Source organism: Streptomyces sp. NPDC052020 (genome assembly GCF_040680575.1).
Taxonomy (GTDB): Bacteria; Actinomycetota; Actinomycetes; order Streptomycetales; family Streptomycetaceae; genus Streptomyces.
Genome location: NZ_JBFAWY010000013.1, coordinates 118,815 through 134,744, shown reverse-complemented (window position 1 = coordinate 134,744; position 15,930 = coordinate 118,815). Strand labels below are relative to the sequence as shown.

General features: G+C 74.5%; 16 protein-coding genes. 7 read left to right on the top strand and 9 right to left on the bottom strand.

The window, feature by feature from the left end; translation table 11 throughout:
• Positions 1–10: 10 nt before the first annotated feature.
• The gene (locus AB0L74_RS16225; RefSeq protein WP_365651663.1) at positions 11–466 is read right to left on the bottom strand and encodes an archease; all 456 of its coding nucleotides are present in this window, start codon (positions 464–466) and stop codon (positions 11–13) included.
• Between the two features lie 365 nt (positions 467–831).
• Here AB0L74_RS16225 and AB0L74_RS16220 point away from each other — a divergent pair, with 365 nt between their 5' ends.
• Entirely contained in the window at positions 832–1,488 is a 657-nt protein-coding gene (locus AB0L74_RS16220; protein ID WP_365651486.1) for an alpha/beta family hydrolase, read from the top strand.
• A gap of 106 nt (positions 1,489–1,594) precedes the next feature.
• Here the strand turns inward: AB0L74_RS16220 and AB0L74_RS16215 are convergent, their stop codons facing one another.
• Entirely contained in the window at positions 1,595–3,040 is a 1,446-nt protein-coding gene (locus AB0L74_RS16215) for an FAD-dependent oxidoreductase (RefSeq protein ID WP_365651483.1), read from the bottom strand.
• Positions 3,041–3,096: 56 nt separating this feature from the next.
• Positions 3,097–4,389: a polysaccharide pyruvyl transferase family protein gene (locus AB0L74_RS16210; protein WP_365651480.1), complete on the bottom strand. Its 1,293-nt coding sequence runs from the start codon at positions 4,387–4,389 to the stop codon at positions 3,097–3,099.
• A gap of 351 nt (positions 4,390–4,740) precedes the next feature.
• Between AB0L74_RS16210 and AB0L74_RS16205 the strand changes: the two genes are divergently transcribed.
• Complete coding sequence (locus tag AB0L74_RS16205) at positions 4,741–5,409, top strand: phosphoribosyltransferase family protein (protein WP_365651477.1); 669 nt, start codon at positions 4,741–4,743, stop codon at positions 5,407–5,409.
• A 21-nt stretch (positions 5,410–5,430) separates the two neighbouring features.
• Here AB0L74_RS16205 and AB0L74_RS16200 read toward each other — a convergent pair whose 3' ends face one another.
• Both AB0L74_RS16200 and AB0L74_RS16195 read right to left on the bottom strand, forming a co-directional pair.
• Positions 5,431–6,624 (bottom strand): CaiB/BaiF CoA-transferase family protein, encoded by a 1,194-nt coding sequence (locus tag AB0L74_RS16200; RefSeq protein ID WP_365651475.1) that lies wholly within the window; start codon positions 6,622–6,624, stop codon positions 5,431–5,433.
• A gap of 154 nt (positions 6,625–6,778) precedes the next feature.
• The gene (locus AB0L74_RS16195; RefSeq protein WP_365651472.1) at positions 6,779–6,997 is read right to left on the bottom strand and encodes a hypothetical protein; all 219 of its coding nucleotides are present in this window, start codon (positions 6,995–6,997) and stop codon (positions 6,779–6,781) included.
• Between the two features lie 252 nt (positions 6,998–7,249).
• Here AB0L74_RS16195 and AB0L74_RS16190 point away from each other — a divergent pair, with 252 nt between their 5' ends.
• On the top strand, positions 7,250–8,155 hold the full coding sequence (locus AB0L74_RS16190) for a LysR family transcriptional regulator (protein WP_365651469.1): 906 nt from the start codon (positions 7,250–7,252) through the stop codon (positions 8,153–8,155).
• Between the two features lie 80 nt (positions 8,156–8,235).
• Here AB0L74_RS16190 and AB0L74_RS16185 read toward each other — a convergent pair whose 3' ends face one another.
• The gene (locus tag AB0L74_RS16185) at positions 8,236–8,799 is read right to left on the bottom strand and encodes an NAD(P)H-dependent oxidoreductase (RefSeq protein ID WP_365651466.1); all 564 of its coding nucleotides are present in this window, start codon (positions 8,797–8,799) and stop codon (positions 8,236–8,238) included.
• A gap of 120 nt (positions 8,800–8,919) precedes the next feature.
• On the opposite strand from AB0L74_RS16185, the gene AB0L74_RS16180 reads away from it, so the two are divergent.
• Both AB0L74_RS16180 and AB0L74_RS16175 read left to right on the top strand, forming a co-directional pair.
• Positions 8,920–9,582, top strand: coding sequence for a helix-turn-helix domain-containing protein (locus tag AB0L74_RS16180; RefSeq protein WP_365651464.1), 663 nt, complete (start codon positions 8,920–8,922; stop codon positions 9,580–9,582).
• Positions 9,583–9,672: 90 nt separating this feature from the next.
• The gene (locus AB0L74_RS16175) at positions 9,673–10,707 is read left to right on the top strand and encodes a LacI family DNA-binding transcriptional regulator (protein WP_365651461.1); all 1,035 of its coding nucleotides are present in this window, start codon (positions 9,673–9,675) and stop codon (positions 10,705–10,707) included.
• Positions 10,708–10,750: 43 nt separating this feature from the next.
• Here AB0L74_RS16175 and trxA read toward each other — a convergent pair whose 3' ends face one another.
• Positions 10,751–11,149, bottom strand: coding sequence for a thioredoxin (trxA, locus tag AB0L74_RS16170; RefSeq protein ID WP_365651458.1), 399 nt, complete (start codon positions 11,147–11,149; stop codon positions 10,751–10,753).
• A gap of 120 nt (positions 11,150–11,269) precedes the next feature.
• On the opposite strand from trxA, the gene AB0L74_RS16165 reads away from it, so the two are divergent.
• Positions 11,270–12,703 carry an NAD(P)/FAD-dependent oxidoreductase gene (locus tag AB0L74_RS16165; protein ID WP_365651455.1) on the top strand — a complete coding sequence of 478 codons (1,434 nt, stop codon included), beginning with the start codon at positions 11,270–11,272 and terminating at the stop codon, positions 12,701–12,703.
• A 13-nt stretch (positions 12,704–12,716) separates the two neighbouring features.
• Here AB0L74_RS16165 and AB0L74_RS16160 read toward each other — a convergent pair whose 3' ends face one another.
• On the bottom strand, positions 12,717–13,379 hold the full coding sequence (locus AB0L74_RS16160) for a peptide deformylase (RefSeq protein WP_365651452.1): 663 nt from the start codon (positions 13,377–13,379) through the stop codon (positions 12,717–12,719).
• Positions 13,380–13,500: 121 nt separating this feature from the next.
• Positions 13,501–13,848, bottom strand: a complete 348-nt coding sequence (locus tag AB0L74_RS16155; protein ID WP_365651450.1) for a tetratricopeptide repeat protein — start codon at positions 13,846–13,848, stop codon at positions 13,501–13,503.
• A gap of 828 nt (positions 13,849–14,676) precedes the next feature.
• On the opposite strand from AB0L74_RS16155, the gene AB0L74_RS16150 reads away from it, so the two are divergent.
• Positions 14,677–15,885, top strand: a complete 1,209-nt coding sequence (locus AB0L74_RS16150; protein WP_365651447.1) for a cytochrome P450 — start codon at positions 14,677–14,679, stop codon at positions 15,883–15,885.
• The last annotated feature ends 45 nt before the right edge of the window (positions 15,886–15,930 follow it).

Genomic DNA, 15,930 nt, shown 5'->3' with positions numbered 1-15,930 from the left:
GACGGACGCCTCACGCGTCGACCGTCACCGTGCACGACCACCCGTACGCATCGGGTCCGATCCGCAGCTCGTGCCAGGCGACGGCCTTGGGCGCGGCCCCGGTGATCTCGACCTCCGCCAGCCCGGCCACCGCCAGCCGGACGTCGAGGCCGCCGTCGTCCTCGTCCGCCTCCACGTCCACGGGCACCTGGCCGTGGACCTCCAGCCGGAAGATGACCTCGTCCAGCAGCGTGGCCAGCAGATCCTCGTCGCAGCCCTCGGCCAGCCGCACGCGATCCACGGCCGTCGGGCGCACCCCGGAGACGTCCGCGAAGCACTCCACCATCGCCAGCACCGCCTCCGCCAGGCATCGTTCCCGGCTCGCCGCCCAGGCCTCGATACGGATGTCGGCGGTGTGCGGCACCGCCCGGTGGCCGCTTTCGCCCCGCTCCCGCGCCTGCCTGTCGTCGTCCGTGTCCCCGAGCATGTCCACCGCCTGTTCCGTCACCGCGCCCTCGTGCGACGCGAACGCTCCGCCCTGCTGCCGTGTCGCTGTACCGCTGTACCGCCGTACCGCCGTGCACGACTATGGAGTTGCCGGTGTGCCCGGCGTCACACGTCGTGGAGGCGGCGCCGCACGGCGATAAGCCGGCGGGACCCGAGGACGCCCGGGAGGAACCGAGGGCGTCCGGAAGGGACCTGTGGAAGTTCGGAAGAGGCCGAGGAGGAACCGGAAGGACCCGAGGAGGAACAGGAAGGTCCCGAGGGCGTCCGGTAGGGCCCGAGGAGTCCGGTAGGGCCCGAGGAGTCCGGTAGGGCCCGAGGGGACCACTTGACGGGAGGAGGCCGCCGATGATCTCCCAAACGATCGCGGTACCCACCGCCGACGCCACCCTGGCGGGTGACCTCGCCGTACCGGAGGCCGCCCGGGCCGTCGTGCTCTTCGCGCACGGCAGCGGGAGCTCCCGGCACAGCCCGCGCAACCGCCAGGTCGCCGAGGCCCTGCGCGCCACCGGGCTCGGCACGCTGCTGATGGACCTGCTCACCGAGGAAGAGGAGAGACGGGACGTAGTGACCGCCGAGCACCGCTTCGACATCCCCCTGCTGGGCCACCGCCTGGTGGCCGCCATCGACTGGCTGGAGAGCGGGCCCGGCACGCGGGGCCTGCCCGTCGCCCTGTTCGGCGCCAGCACCGGTGCCGCGGCGGCCCTGGTGGCGGCCGCCGAGCGGCCCGGCCGGGTGCTCACGGTCGTCTCGCGCGGCGGACGGCCCGACCTGGCCGACGACGCCCTGGGAGCCGTACGGGCGCCGGTGCTGCTGATCGTGGGCGGCCGGGACGAACAGGTACTGCGGCTCAACCAGGAGGCGGCCCGGCGTCTGCACGCCCCGCACGCTCTGCGGATCGTCCCCGGCGCCACCCACCTGTTCGAGGAGCCCGGCGCCCTCGACCAGGTCGCCGACGCGGCCGGTCAGTGGTGCGACGAGCACCTGCGCGCCGCGCCCGGCTGACCGGCGTCGGCAGGGTGCCGCCCGGCCGGCACCGCACCCCGGGCGCGTCCGCCGGTCGCCGCCCGGCCGGGCAGCGACCCCGGGCGGGTGTGCGGGCGGCGCGCCGTCACACCGAGGCGCCGAGGTCGGTGCGCAGCCGGGCGCCCTGCCGCAGCAGCTCGCGCTGCACCAGCCGGTAGGGCACGCCCCGCGGGCCCTGACCGTGGCGGATGGTCAGCGCGGCGGCCACGCCCGCGGCCTGCCCGGTCGCCATCGCGATCGGCATCACCCGGTACGAGGAGTGCGCCACGTGCGTCCCCGAGATGCACCGCCCCGCCACCAGCAGCCGGTCGGTTCCCTTCGGAACGAGACAGCGCAGCGGGATGTCGTAGAAACGGCCCATGGGCACCCGCTTCAGCACGGTGCCGGTACCGCGCGGGTTGTGGATGTCGATCGGGTAGGCGCCGTGCGCGACCACGTCCGGGAACGGGCGCGCGGCCAGGATGTCGTGACCGGTCAGCTGGTAGTCGCCGACGACGCGCCGGGTCTCCCGCACGCCGATGTGGGTGCCGCTCTGCACCACGTACGACTCCTCGAAACCGGGCACGCGGGTGCGCAGGAAGCGGTCGATCTGGGCGAGCTGGCGGCGGGCCGTGTACTCGGCCCGGGTCAGGTCCCACACGCTGGTGCCCAGCACCCGCGTCACCCGGGTGCTGTTGACGGCGACCTCACGGGGATGCGGGGTCGCGAACAACAGGATGTCCTCGCGCGGCAGCCGCAGCTCACCGGCGGCCCTGGCCTCCTCGATCAGGTCCCACAGGCCGTGCACCCCCCGCCACTGGTCGGGATGGGCGCGCACGTAGTCGGCGAAGTCCGGCCGGGCGAAGTCCGCCACGCGGAACATCAGCGTCATCGGCTGCACCAGCCCGTCCTCGGGGCGGCCGATCTCGTACGACGCCCCGCAGGCCGCCGCGACGTCGCCGTCGCCGGTGCCGTCCACCACCACCCCGGCGTCGATCACCACCGGACCGGACTTCGTCTCGAACACCACCCGCCAGCCGGGGCCGTCCTCCAGGGGCAGCGCGGTGGAGGCGAAGGCGTGGAACAGCATCCGCACCCCCGCCTCGTCCAGCATCTCCAGCAGTGCCAGCTTGAACAGCTCCGGGTCGAAGGGAACCGTGTACCCGGTCTTCGGGGAGGGCGGCAGGCAGCCGCCGCGCCCCATGAGCCGGTCCAGCAGCTGCCACAGAACGCCCGCGACCACCGGCTCCCCCTCGCCGTGGTCGGTGGGCAGCAGCCGGGAGTTGTCACCGGACTCGCTGAAGGCGGCCTGCTTGTGCTCGTTGTGGAACGACATCAGCGGCATCACCAGCGCCACGGTCGCGTTGCCGCCGAGGAACCCGTAGCGCTCCACGAGGACCACGTCGGCTCCGGCGTCGGCCGCGGCGACCGCGGCGGCGAACCCGGAGGGGCCGCCGCCGACCACGAGGACGTCGCACCGTCCCCCGTGCCGGGCCGGACGCGGGGGCAGGGTGACCGTGCGGGGCTCGCGGGGCTCTTCCAGGATCGGCATCGGTCTCCTCGGGCGGGCGGAAGACGGCCGCGGCGGGCCGGGGGCAGACGATCGGGTCAGACGATCAGCGGGCGGGGCTCGGCGGGACGGGGCGGTTCCGCCTCCTCCGCGCCGCGCCCCGCGTCCGTCTCGGCGCCCGCCTCGGCGCCCGCCTCGACGTCCGCCTCGGCGCCCGCCTCCGTGGTTCCGCCCGGCCGCCCGGCATCGATCGCGTCGAGCAGGACGCCGCAGCGCGCGCAGGTCTCCCGGGCGAGCGCGGTCAGCTCCCGCATACGGCCGCGCAGGTCCTCCCGGCGCCGGGGATACTCGTCCCACAGCCGGTCCACCTCCGCCAGCAGCAGCCCGGCCTGCTCCCGCGCCACGCCCACCAGGGCCGGGGCGCCGAGCCGGCGCGCGAAGTCGAACACCTTGCCGGAGTACGGCAGGGGCAGGACCGGCACACCGGACAGCGCCGCGAAGATCACGAAGTGCAGCCGCATGCCCACGGCCAGGTCCAGATGGCGCATGAAGCCCAGGACCTGCCCCGGGCTGTAGGCGCCGTGCAGGATGCGGCCCTTGTCCGGCGCGGTCATATGGGACAGTACGGCGTGCGCGTGCCGTACGTCGTGCCGCTCCATCGGCAGGAACACCACGTGCGCGTCCAGCCGCCGGACGAGGAAGTCCGCGACGTCGGCGAGCAGTGCGTGGTAGTCGCCCTCGTCTAGCTTCTCGGCCGCCCGGCCCGGTTCCCGCACCGACATCCCCACCAGCCGGGCGTCGGGGGGCACGCCCTCGTCGCGCATCATCGCGTCGGTGAACGGCTCGGGCTCCAGCAGCAGCGCCGGATCGGCCGTGACGGTGACCTCGCGCTCCAGGCCGACCTCCTCCAGGACCAGCTTGGACTCCTGGTCCCGCACCACGATGTCGGCCATCTCCGCCAGCACGCCGCGTACCGCCTCCCGGTCCTCCGCCTCCCGCAGCGGGCCGGCGCCGACGGCGTAGGCGAAGGTGGGCACGCCCCGGTCCTGCGCGGTGCGGACCAGCCGCAGATAGCGGCGGGCCTCGCTGTCGTAGAGGATGCCGCCGCCGCCCAGCACCAGCAGATCCAGTCCGGTCAGCGCCTCCGAGATGTGGTTGCGGCTGACGCCCTCCCAGTCCAGGACGTCGTGGACGTCGGGATGGTGGGTGCGGGTGTGCTCGGCGTTCCGGCTGAAGACGACGAAGTGGGCGTCCGGCCGCTGCGCGCGCAGACAGTTCAGGATGCAGGTCAGGATCGACTCGTCGCCGATGTTGAAACCGCCGTACGAACCGAGCACGCCGATGCGCGGGCCCGAGCGGGCGGGCTGCGGAGGGGAGGAGGCAGTGGTCATCCGGGAACTCCCGTCACGTGCGGAGACGGCCGGGCTGCCGGCCGGGGCGCGAGGCGGTCGTGGCTCGCGCCGCGTGCCGGGTTGCCTGCGCCGACCGGTTGGAAACACTCCCTGCTCCCAATGGGCGGCCGCCGTCCGGGACCGCCGTCCGAGGGCTCTGCCCGGGACCGTAGTCCGGGACCGTAGTCCGGGGCGCTGTCCGGGGCGCCGCATCGGCGGGCGCCCCGGGGGTACGCGGGGACGCACCGGGGGCCGTCAGGAATACCCGTAATACCCGTGAACCCAGGTAGCCCGGCGAACCGGGGGATCCGGGGAAGAAGCGGGGGAGCCGGGGAAGGAGGAACGGCAGCCATGCGGTTCCAGGATCGTCGGCAGGCCGGACAGGCGCTGGCCGAGAGGTTGCGGGCCCTGCGCGACGAGGGCGCCCTGCCCGACCCCGTCGTCCTCGCCCTGCCCCGCGGCGGCGTCGCCGTGGCGCGCGAGGTCGCCCGGGAGCTCGGCGCGCCGCTCGACGTGCTCGTCGTACGGAAGATCGGGGCGCCGTTCCACGAGGAGTACGGCATCGGCGCGATCGCCGGTGACGACGACCCGCTCTACGACGAACGGGCCCTGCGCCGGCTGGGGCTCACCGAGGCCGAGCTGGCCCCCGTGGTGGCGCGGGAGCGCGCCGAAGTCCGCCGCCGTGAGGAGCGCTACCGGCAGGGGCGTCCCGCCCCCGACGTGCGGGGGCGCACCGTGATCGTCGTCGACGACGGCCTGGCCACCGGATCGACGGCCCGCGCGGCCTTGCGCGCCCTGCGGCGCCGCGGCCCGGGACGGCTGGTGCTGGCCGTGCCGGTCGGCGCGCCGGAGGCGGCGGAGCTGATGCGCGCCGAGGCCGACGAGGTGGTCTGTCTGCACCGGCCGGCCGCGTTCCAGGCCGTCGGCCTCTGGTACGACGACTTCGAACAACTCACCGATGGTGATGTGCTGGACGCGCTGCACGGCGGCCGGCCCGCGCACCACCGCCCGGGGGAGTGAGTCGGCCGCCGGAGTCCGCCCTCAGACGACGGCGTCGGCGCGCAGGGCCGCGATGTCGCCGGGGCCGCGGCCGAGTTCCCCGAGGATGGCGTCGGTGTGCTCCCCGACGGACGGGACGGGGCCCATGCGGGCGGGTACGCCCGCGAGGTCGGCCGGCGGCAGCAGGGCACCCACCGCCGCCCCGTCCGGTACGGTCACCTCCCGCCAGCGGTCGCGGGCCGCCAGCACGGGATGGTCGAGAAACGCGGCGACGTCGTTCACCCCGGCGCAGGCGATGCCGATGCCCTCCAGCTCCGCCAGGATCTCCGCGCCGGCGGAGCGGGCGAACCGTCGCGCGACGATCGCGTCGAGCTCCTCGCGGTGGGCGACCCGGTCCGGGCCGGTGGCGAACCGGGGGTCACCGGTCAGCTCCGGCCGCCCGAGGAAGTCCGCGCACAAGGCGGCCCACTCGCGCTCGTTCTGGACGGAGAACAGCACTTCCTCGCCGTCGGCGGCGCGGTAGGCGCCGTACGGGGCGATGGTGGCGTGCCGGGTCCCCAGGCGCGGGGGCTGGCCGCCGCCGTAGCGGGTGTAGTAGGCGGGCTGGCCCATCCACTCGGCGAGCGCCTCGAACAGCGACACCTCCACGGGGTGGACCGTGCCGGCGGTGGCGCGCGTGTACAGGGCGGTGAGGACGCCGCTGTAGGCGTACATGCCCGCGGCGATGTCGGCGACGGAGATGCCGACGCGGGCGGTCGCCTCCGGGGTGCCGGTCAGGGACACCAGGCCCGTCTGGCACTGCACCAGAAGGTCGTAGGACTTGCGGCCGGCCCAGGGGCCCGTGGTGCCGTAACCGGAGATCGTGCAGGGGATCAGCCGGGGGTGGCGGCGCGTGAGGGCGTCCGCGTCCAGGCCGAGGCGGCCGGCGGCGCCCGGGGCGAGGTTCTGGACGAACACGTCGGCGCCGCTCAGCAGGTCGTGGAGGATCTCGCGGGCCCTCGGGTCCTTCAGGTCCAGGGTGAGGGACTCCTTGGACCGGTTGAGCCACACGAAGTAGCTGGAGTGGCCGTGCACGGCCGTGTCGTAGCGGCGGGCGAAATCGCCCTCGCCCGGCCGTTCCACCTTGATGACCCGCGCGCCGAGGTCGGCGAGCTGCCGGGTGGCGTAGGGCGCCGCCACGGCCTGCTCCACGCTGACCACCGTCACGCCGGACAGGGGAAGCCGCTGCACGCTCACGCCTCCTGCCGCCGCGCCGGGACGCCCGCCGGCGGTGCCCGGCGGACCGTGTCCGCTGATTTGTACGGCCCCGCCGAGCGCCTGTCAACGGTGCCCCGGCGCCGTCACCTGCGTCTTCACCCGGCCCTGTCCTGTCGGGTGCCTCCCGGCCCGTTCACCGGTTGGCGGGGCTGGGGTGGTCCGGTGCGGGGCGGCTGCGGGAGATCACACGTGTGCCGCACGCGTCGACGATCCGGACCTGCAACGAGCCGCAGCCGCACCGGGTCCACACCGTGCGGCCCGCGGCGGTGCTGTGCCCGGACACCACCTGGAAGGGTTCGGCGGCGTCCGGCCATCCGCAGTGCGGGCAAAGGCTACCGGTCGTGCTGGGCATGGCCGCTCCTTCCGTGTAACGGAGTGGTGGCCGGTCCATCCGATCTGTCAGGTCCGTCCGGTCCGTCCGGTCCGTCCGGTCCATTCGGTCCATTCAGGTCCATCAGGCCCATCACACCCGTCGGGACCCACGCGACGACGTTGCCGCCGTCCTCGCCGAGCTGATCGGGGGTCACCACCCAGCCAGGGTGCGCCGCCGGAACCGTACACGTCCAGGTTGACTTCATGGACCTCACCATGAAGCGTCGCCTTCATGATTGATCTGCGCCGGCTCCACGTCCTGCGGGCGGTCGCCCACTACGGCACGGTCACCGCCGCCGCCCGCGCCCTGCACATCACCCCGTCCGCCGCCTCCCAGCAGGTCCGGCAGCTCGCCCGGGACCTGGGTGTGGACCTGCTGGAGCCGCAGGGCCGCGGGGTACGGCTGACGGCGGCCGCCGAGAGCCTCCTCGCACACGCCGACGCGATCCAGGCCCGCTGGGAGCAGGCCGAGCTCGACCTGCGCGCCGGGCGGGGGACCCCCGCCGGGCCGCTGCGTGTGACCGGCTTCCCGGTGGCGGTCTCGGTGCTGCTGGCGCCGATGGCGGCGCGGCTGCGCGAACGCCATCCGCGCCTGTCGGTCCGGATCAGGGAAGCGGGCGTGCCGGACAGCTTCGACCTGCTGTTCGAGGGGGAGACCGATCTGGCCGTGGTGGAGTCCACGCCGCACAACCCGCCGCTGAGCGACGCCCGCTTCGACCAGCGCCCCCTCCTGGACGACCCCTTCGACCTCGTCGTCCCCGAGGACCACCCGCTCGCCGGACGCGACCGCGCCGATCTGGCGGAGGCGGCGTACGAGGCGTGGATCGCGCCCGTGCCCGAGAGTCCCTGCCGGCCGCATGTGATGTCCGCGTGCGGAGCCGCCGGCTTCACCCCGGACGTGGTCCACCACGCGCTGGACTGGAACGTCACCGCGCATCTCGTCGCCCACCGTCTGGGGGTCGCCCTGATCCCGCGGCTCGCCCACACCGCCCCGCACCTGCCGATCGCGCGGGTGCCCTGTGCGGGCCGCCCGCACCGCAAGCTGCTGACCTGCACGCGCCGGGGCGGGCACCGGCGCCCGGCGGTCGCGGCGGCGCTGGAGGAACTGCGCGCCCTGGCGCCGACGGCGGTGGCGTGATGTCGCCGGACCCGCAGGGGAAAGGGCCGGAAGCCCGGCGCGCGGACTTCCGGCCCTCGTACGGACCCGCGGGGTGCCGGTCAGGCGGCCGCGGCCTCGCCGGCCTGGTCCCGCAGCCGGGTGACGACCTCGGTGAGCTGCGCGGCGACCTCGGCGTCGTCGGCCGGGTGGATCTCGCCGAAGCGGTTGGCGGAGCCCGGGATGGACAGCTTGATGTCCTCCACCACCTTGCCGCCGGCGATCCCCACGGACTTGCGGGTGTCGTCGTGCGCCCAGACACCGCCGTACTGGCCGAGGGCGGTGCCGGCCACGGCGACCGGCTTGCCGCTGATGGCGCCGGCGCCGTACGGGCGGGACAGCCAGTCGATGGCGTTCTTCAGGACGGCCGGGATCGTGCCGTTGTACTCCGGCGTGAACAGCAGCAGGGCGCCGGCCGCGTCGGCGGCCTCGCGCAGCCGGAGCGCGGCGGCCGGGACGCTGCCCTCGACGTCGATGTCCTCGTTGTAGAAGGGGATCTCCGCCAGGCCCTCGAAGAGCTGCACCTCGGTGCCCGCAGGGGCGAGCCTCGCGGCGGCCTCGGCCAGCTGGCGGTTGTGCGAGCCGGCGCGGACGCTGCCGACGAGAGCGAGGATGCGGACAGACATGAGAACTCCCAGGTATGCGGAAACACTGCTGCGAACGATCCGGACCGTGGTCCGTTTAAATTTCTACCACCCTAAGCGGACCGCGGTCCAGTTTTGTTCCCGATGCTTTACGCTGTTTTCATGCCAGCCGCCCTGCCCCCCTGCCCGAAGCCGCAACAGGACGCGGCACAGGTCGAGTTGCTCCAGCTGGGTGCCGACGACGCCGAGTGCGGCCTGCGCGCCGACGCCGCGCGCAACCGGGCCCGGCTGCTGGAGGCCGCCGCGCGGCTGGTGGCGGAGCACGGCGCGGCCGGGGTCACGATGGAGGCGGTGGCCGCGGCGGCCTCCGTGGGCAAGGGCACGGTGTTCCGCCGCTTCGGTGACCGCACCGGGCTGCTCCTCGCGCTGCTGGACCACTCCGAGAAGAAGTTCCAGGCCGCGCTCCTCGGCGGACCCCCGCCCCTGGGCCCCGGAGCGCCGCCCCTGGAGCGGCTGCGGGCGTTCGGCTGCGCGGTGCTGCGCCGCACGGCCGACGAACTGGAGCTGCAACTGGCGGCCGAACCGGCCGCCGAGCGCCGCTTCACGGCCCCGCCCCGCCGCTTCCTGCGCGGGCACGTGGCCCTGCTGCTGCGCCAGGTGGCCTTCGGCGCCGACGTGGAGCTGCTCGCCCACACGCTGATGGCCTACCTCGACCCCGTCCTGGTCCACCACCTGACCCGGCAGTGCCGGATGCCGCTGGACCGGCTGGAGGCGGGCTGGCTCGATCTGGTCGCCCGGGTGACCCGCACCGAGCCGCCCGGATGACCCGGCGGGCGGCGCCCGGCCGCCGCCCGTCCCACGGGATCGCCCCGCCCGAGGCGTCGCCGTACCGCTTCTGCCAAGATGCGGTACGTCATGGTGCAGATACCGAAAACGCCCGCCGCCGCGTCCTGCGCACCACGCTCCGCGCCCACGAGCACCGACGTGGCGCGCCTGGCCGGCGTCTCCCGCGCGACCGTCTCGTACGTCCTCAACAACACCAGCGCCGTCCGGATCAGCGAACCCACCCGCCGCCGCGTCCACGAGGCCGCGCGCGAGCTGGGCTACGTCCCGCACGCGGCGGCCCGCAGCCTGCGCGCCGGTCACAGCCGCATGGTCCTGATGCCCGCGCCGGCCATCCCCGCCGGCCCGCTCTACAGCCGGTTCCTCAGCGAACTCCAGAAGGCCCTCGGCCACCTGGACTACACGGTCGTCCAGTACGGCAGTGTCGGCCTGCGGGGCGACGAGGCCGCCCGGGCCTGGGCCGAACTGCGGCCGGTCGCCGTACTCGTCCCCGGAGCGGATCTCGGCCCGCAGGGCGTCGCCGTGCTCCGGCGCTCCGGCGCGCGGGCCGTGGTCACCCTCGGCCCCGAGCCGGTCGAGGGCGCGCACGCGCTGCTCATGGACCATCGGACCGTCGGCCGCCGCGCCGGCCGCCACCTGTACGACCGAGGCCGCCGCCGCATCGGCGTGGTCGTGCCCGAGGAGGCGGGCCTGGAGGCGTTCGCCGGGCCCCGGCTCGACGGCGTGCGCCGCGCCGTCCACGGCACCGACGCCACCGTCACCGAACTGCCCCTCGCCTACGACGAGCGGGCCGCCGCCGCGCTCGCCGCCCGCTGGCGCTCGCTCCGCCTCGACGCCGTGTTCGCCTACAACGACGAGTACGCCATGCTGCTGATGCGCGCCCTCCAGGACGAGGGGGTCGCCATCCCGGAGGAGACGGCCGTGATCGGCGCCGACGACCTCATGCTCGGCCGGCTGCTCCGACCGCGCCTGAGCACCGTCCGCATTCGGCTGCCGTCGGGTCCGCGTCTCGCCGAGCTGGTCGACCGGGCCGTCCGCGACCCCGCCGCCGCGCCGGAGAGACACAAGGTGCTGGGCGCGACGCTGGTGCACCGCGACTCCAGCTGAAGCCCCGGCCCGCCGCACCGCGAGCCGAGCCGACGCCCCTCGCTTATTCGCCCTGTCCGGACCCGCTCTGCCCGGCCTGCCCCTGCTGCTGGGCGATCGCCTTGCGCACCTCGTCCATGTCCAGCTTCCGGGCCTGCCCGATGACATCCGCCAGAGCGGCCTCCGGCAGCGCCCCCGGCTGCGCGAACACCGCCACCTGGTCCCGCACGATCATCAGCGTGGGAATGGACTGGATACCGAAGGCCGCGGCGAGCTCCGGCTGAGCCTCGGTGTCGACCTTGCCGAACACCAGGTCGGGGTTGTCCGCGGCCGCCTTCTCGTAGACCGGCGCGAACTGACGGCACGGACCACACCACTCCGCCCAGAAGTCGATCAGGACGAACTCGTTGTCCGTGACCGTCTGGTCGAAGTTCTCCTTGGTGAGTTCCACGGTGCTGCTCATGAGGTGTTCCCTCTTCCTGCTGTCGGGGGCGAAGCCGTCGGCACAACACGGCCGTCCGGGCGGGTATTCCGCGCGCGTACCCCTGTGGCCACCCCGCACACCACCCACCAGACTGGCCCCATGACGGATACGGAAACCAACGCGTACGACGTCGTGGTGATCGGCGCGGGCCCCGTCGGCGAGAACGTCGCCGACCGCACCCGCGCCGCCGGGCTGTCCACGGCCATCGTGGAGAACGAGCTGGTCGGCGGCGAATGCTCCTACTGGGCGTGCATGCCCAGCAAGGCGCTGCTCCGCCCGGTCATCGCCCGTGCCGAGGCCCGCCGCGTGCCCGGACTGCGCCAGTCGGTCCAGGGCCCCCTCGACGCGCCCGCCGTTCTCGCCCACCGTGACGAGTACACCTCCCACTGGCAGGACGACGGCCAGGTGCGGTGGCTGGAGGGCGTCGGTGCCGACCTCCACCGCGGCCGGGGCCGGCTCAGCGGCCCGCGCACGGTGACCGTGACCGGCCCCGAGGGCGAGCGGCGGGTCCTGACCGCCCGGTACGCCGTCGCCGTCTGCACCGGCAGCCGCGCCGCCCTGCCCGGCCTGCCCGGACTCGACGAGGTACGCCCCTGGACCAGCCGTGAGGCCACCAGCGCCACGACCGTGCCGGACCGGCTGATCGTGGTGGGCGGCGGTGTGGTCGCCACCGAGATGGCCACCGCCTGGCAGGCCCTCGGCTCCCAGGTCACCCTGCTCGTGCGCGGCAAGAGCCTGCTCGCCCGCATGGAGCCGTTCGCCGGTGAACTGGTCGCCGAGGCGCTCGCCGAGGCCGGGGCCGACGTCCGCACGGGAACCTCCGTCGCGTCGGTGACCCGGGAGAACGGCACCGTCGTGGCCGTCACCGACCGCGGCGACCGCATCGAGGCCGACGAGATCCTCTTCGCCACCGGCCGCGCCCCGCGCACCGACGACATCGGCCTGGAGACCATCGGCCTGGAGCCGGGCTCCTGGCTGGAGACCGACGACAGCCTGCGGGTGCACGGCCATGACTGGCTGTACGCCGTCGGCGACGTCAACCGGCGCGCCCTCCTCACCCACCAGGGCAAATACCAGGCGCGGATCGCCGGCGCGGCGATCGCCGCCCGGGCGTCCGGCACGACCGGCCTGGAGTCCCACCCCTGGGGCGCGCACGCGGCGACCGCCGACCACGCCGCCGTCCCGCAGGTGGTGTTCACCGATCCGGAGGCGGCGGCCGTGGGCCTGTCCCTGGCCGAGGCCGAACAGGCCGGACACCGCGTCCGCGCCGTCGACGTGGACCTGTCGTCGGTGGCCGGGGCCGGCCTGTACGGGGACGGCTACCGGGGCCGGGCCCGCATGGTGGTCGACCTGGAGGACGAGATCGTACGCGGCATGACCCTCGTCGGCCCCGGGGTCGGCGAGCTCATCCACTCGGCGACCATCGCGGTCGCCGGGCAGGTCCCGATCGGCCGCCTGTGGCACGCCGTCCCGTCCTATCCGACGATCAGCGAGGTGTGGCTGCGGCTGCTGGAGGCGTACCGGGACCACTGACACCGCCCCGCCGCTACCGGCTTCCCACGCCCCCGGGCAGGTCGAATCCCAGTTCCGCCGCGGCCCGGGCCGGCGTCGGCTGCGTCCAGCGCTCCGCCATCGCCGTATGCGACGACAGGGAGCGCGGTTCGGCGCGGTCCAGGTAGAGCGTGCCGTCGAGATGGTCCGTCTCGTGCTGCACGATCCGCGCGGGCCAGCCGGTGAACACCTCGTCCACCGCCGCGCCGCGCTCGTCCCGCGCGCGCAGCCGCACCCGAGCGTGCCGGGCCACCACCGCCTGCCAGCCCGGCACGCTCAGACAGCCCTCGAAGAAGGCGGCCCGGGCGGTGCCCACGGCCTCGTACGACGGATTGACCAGCACCCGGAACGGCTGCGGCACCCGCCCGCGCGCCACCCGCACCTCCTCGGGAACCGGCGCCGGGTCCTCGATCACCGCGATCCGCAGCGCCACGCCGACCTGCGGCGCCGCCAGACCCACCCCCGGAGCCGCGCGCATCGTCACGCGCAGCGCCTCGACGAACCGCGCCAGCAGCGCCGGTTCCAGCTGACCGTCGAAGGGTTCGGCGCCCCGCCGCAGAACCGGGTCGCCAGCCGTGACGATGGGCAACGGGGCGCCGCCGGCGAGGAGTTCCTCGACCCGTTCGGCAAGCGGGGCGCGATCACTCGGAGTTCCCATCGGGCCAGCATGCCACGGCGCCGCGCCCCGTCCGGGCCCTTCGGCCGGGCGCCTTCGCCTCCGTGGCCGGCGGGCCCGCCCGGCGGGGTGCCCGGCCCCGTGACGGAGCCGGGCACCGGCTTCACCCGCGCTCGAAGTCGCCCGCGAGCGCGGAGGCGATGCGCAGGTGCGCCTCCGCCTCCTCCTGCCGCCCCTGCCGTTGCAGGGTGCGGCCCAGCATCAGCCGCGCGTAGTGCTCCACCGGATCGCGTTCGACGATGACGCGCAGCTCCGCCTCCGCCCGCCGCAACCGGGCCGAGTGGTAGTAGGCGCGCGCCAGCAGCAGCCGCGGTCCGGTCTGCTCCGGCACCTCTTCGACCAGCCCGGCCAGGACGCGGGCGGCGCCGGTGTAGTCCTTGGCGCCGAAGAACATCCGCGCGCGTTCCCAGCGTTCGGCCTGCGTCCCGTGGTCGTAGTACACGCTGTCCATCCGCGGCCTCCTTCGTGTGCGCGGACCAGGGGAACCACGGCCGGTCGCCGGACATTCCGCCGCCTGCCCCGGCGGACGGCGACGGACGGGACGTCCGGGCGGGCGCGCCGACGGCGGCGCGGGAGAAAAAGTCGCGCCGCCGGGAGTTTGGGGCGGAAAACCGGGGGCACACGACGGGGCGGCAGACCGGACCGAGTGCCGTGCGTGCGGGAAGCCCACCGAAAGTGGCGCGACGGTTACGCGAACGGGCCACAATGGCACCCGCCGTTTTGATTCGCTGGGTTGCCATCAGGTGACCCACGGTGAAGACTGTGGCCGGTTCGACCGGGGCCGGGGGCGTATGGGTGCGCAGGGGCCAGTTTCGCCAAGTTGGAGACGTCGTGCGGAAGTTGCGCGTAATCTCTGCTCTTGGCCCGGGCGCACGGCAGGCAGGGGTCGGCCACCGGGTACCGCGCAGGCGCTGCGCGGAGGTGCACTGGGGGAGTGATGATGTCGGTTTGGGTCGCGCAGCAGCAGCCACCGCCTGTCCGTGGACGGCTACGGCCCGGAAGGGCGACGCCGTGGGCCTGTTGACGCAGCTCTGAGCCACCCGGACGACCTGCACGGCGGACGGCCGTACGACCCGGCGCCACGCCCGGGACGTGCCGCCCGCGCCCGCACCCCCACAGGGGAGGGCACCCGCCGAGTCCGCCGCACCCCCCACAGTGCCCAACCGCGTCTCCGGACGGCCACGGCTACCCGGCGGCGCGCTGCCCCGCGCGCCGCCGGCATCCGCGGCCGCCCCATCCGGGGCCGCGACGTGCCCGCGCGCCACCCAAGGGAGAAAAGGTGACCAGCAACCAACTGACCGAGCCGCGCTTACCCTTCGACGCGCTGGCGGACCGGTGGCGGACCCTGCGCGAGGCCGGCCCCGTGCGGTACGACGAGCGGCAGGACGTATGGCAGGTCGTGGACCACCAGGGCGTGAGCACCATGCTCGGCGATCCGGCCACCTACTCCTCCGACATGTCCCCGATCGCCCCCGCCCAGGAGGACTTCGACGCCTTCCGGCAGGGCAACTTCGTCGGCATGGACCCGCCGCACCACCGCAAGCTGCGCACCCTCGTCAGTCAGGCGTTCACCCCGAGAGTCGTCCAGGGGCTCGCCCCGCGCATCGAGGCCGTGGCCACCCGGCTGCTGGACGGCGTCGCCGACCGGGACCGCTTCGACCTGGTCGACGCCCTCGCCTATCCGCTCCCCATCATCGTCATCGCCGAACTGCTCGGCGTACCGGTCGAGGACCACCCGCTCTTCCAGGAGTGGGCGAGCACCCTCTTCGGCGGCGAACAGCTCGCGGAGGCCCCCGACATGGCCGACCTGGAACGCGCGCTGGAGGCCATCGCCCCCACCGTGCGCGAGATGAACGGCTACGTCCTGGACCACATCCGCCGCCGGCGCGCCGCCCCCGGAGACGACCTCACCAGCCGCCTGCTCGGCGCGGAGGTCGACGGCGTCCGCCTGGCCGACGAGGAGATCGTCGGGTTCGTCGCCCTGCTGCTGGTCGCCGGGCACATCACCACCACCGCGCTGCTCGGCAACGCCGTCGTCGCCTTCGACCGGCGGCCCGGCACCCTCGGCGCGCTGCGCGCCGACCCCGGCCGGCTCCCGGACGCGCTGGAGGAGGTGCTGCGCTGGCTGCCGCCCTTCCCCGAACTGGGCCGCCGCACCACGCGCCGGGTCACCCTCGACGGCCACGAGATCCCGGCCGACACGCTGGTCATGGCCCATCTGGGCGCAGCCAACCGCGACCCCGCCCGCTTCCCCGACCCCGACACCTTCGACGTGACCCGCCGTCCCAATCCCCATCTCACCTTCGGGCACGGCATCCACTTCTGCTTCGGCGCGCACCTCGCCCGACTCGAGGCACGCATCGCCACGCGCCTGCTGCTTGAACGTTTCCGCAGTCTGGCCGTTCCGTCCTACGACGACGTCTCGTACCAGAACCCGGCCGTCATCGTCGGCGTGCGGCACCTGCCCGTCGAGGTCACCCGGAACTAGCCGTCCGCACGCCGCCCCGGCCCGTACCGCTCACCCCACCGGGCC

Excerpts from the sequence above, each read along its gene's own strand:
- AB0L74_RS16215 (WP_365651483.1), bottom strand. The coding sequence starts at position 3,040 with ATGCCGATCCTGGAAGAGCCCCGCGAGCCCCGCACGGTCACCCTGCCC.
- AB0L74_RS16210 (WP_365651480.1), bottom strand. The coding sequence starts at position 4,389 with ATGACCACTGCCTCCTCCCCTCCGCAGCCCGCCCGCTCGGGCCCGCGC.
- AB0L74_RS16180 (WP_365651464.1), top strand. The coding sequence starts at position 8,920 with ATGCCAGCCGCCCTGCCCCCCTGCCCGAAGCCGCAACAGGACGCGGCA.
- AB0L74_RS16190 (WP_365651469.1), top strand. The coding sequence starts at position 7,250 with ATGATTGATCTGCGCCGGCTCCACGTCCTGCGGGCGGTCGCCCACTAC.
- AB0L74_RS16175 (WP_365651461.1), top strand. The coding sequence starts at position 9,673 with ATGGTGCAGATACCGAAAACGCCCGCCGCCGCGTCCTGCGCACCACGC.
- trxA (WP_365651458.1), bottom strand. The coding sequence starts at position 11,149 with ATGAGCAGCACCGTGGAACTCACCAAGGAGAACTTCGACCAGACGGTC.
- AB0L74_RS16185 (WP_365651466.1), bottom strand. The coding sequence starts at position 8,799 with ATGTCTGTCCGCATCCTCGCTCTCGTCGGCAGCGTCCGCGCCGGCTCG.
- AB0L74_RS16165 (WP_365651455.1), top strand. The coding sequence starts at position 11,270 with ATGACGGATACGGAAACCAACGCGTACGACGTCGTGGTGATCGGCGCG.
- AB0L74_RS16225 (WP_365651663.1), bottom strand. The coding sequence starts at position 466 with ATGCTCGGGGACACGGACGACGACAGGCAGGCGCGGGAGCGGGGCGAA.
- AB0L74_RS16160 (WP_365651452.1), bottom strand. The coding sequence starts at position 13,379 with ATGGGAACTCCGAGTGATCGCGCCCCGCTTGCCGAACGGGTCGAGGAA.
- AB0L74_RS16205 (WP_365651477.1), top strand. The coding sequence starts at position 4,741 with ATGCGGTTCCAGGATCGTCGGCAGGCCGGACAGGCGCTGGCCGAGAGG.
- AB0L74_RS16155 (WP_365651450.1), bottom strand. The coding sequence starts at position 13,848 with ATGGACAGCGTGTACTACGACCACGGGACGCAGGCCGAACGCTGGGAA.
- AB0L74_RS16195 (WP_365651472.1), bottom strand. The coding sequence starts at position 6,997 with ATGCCCAGCACGACCGGTAGCCTTTGCCCGCACTGCGGATGGCCGGAC.
- AB0L74_RS16220 (WP_365651486.1), top strand. The coding sequence starts at position 832 with ATGATCTCCCAAACGATCGCGGTACCCACCGCCGACGCCACCCTGGCG.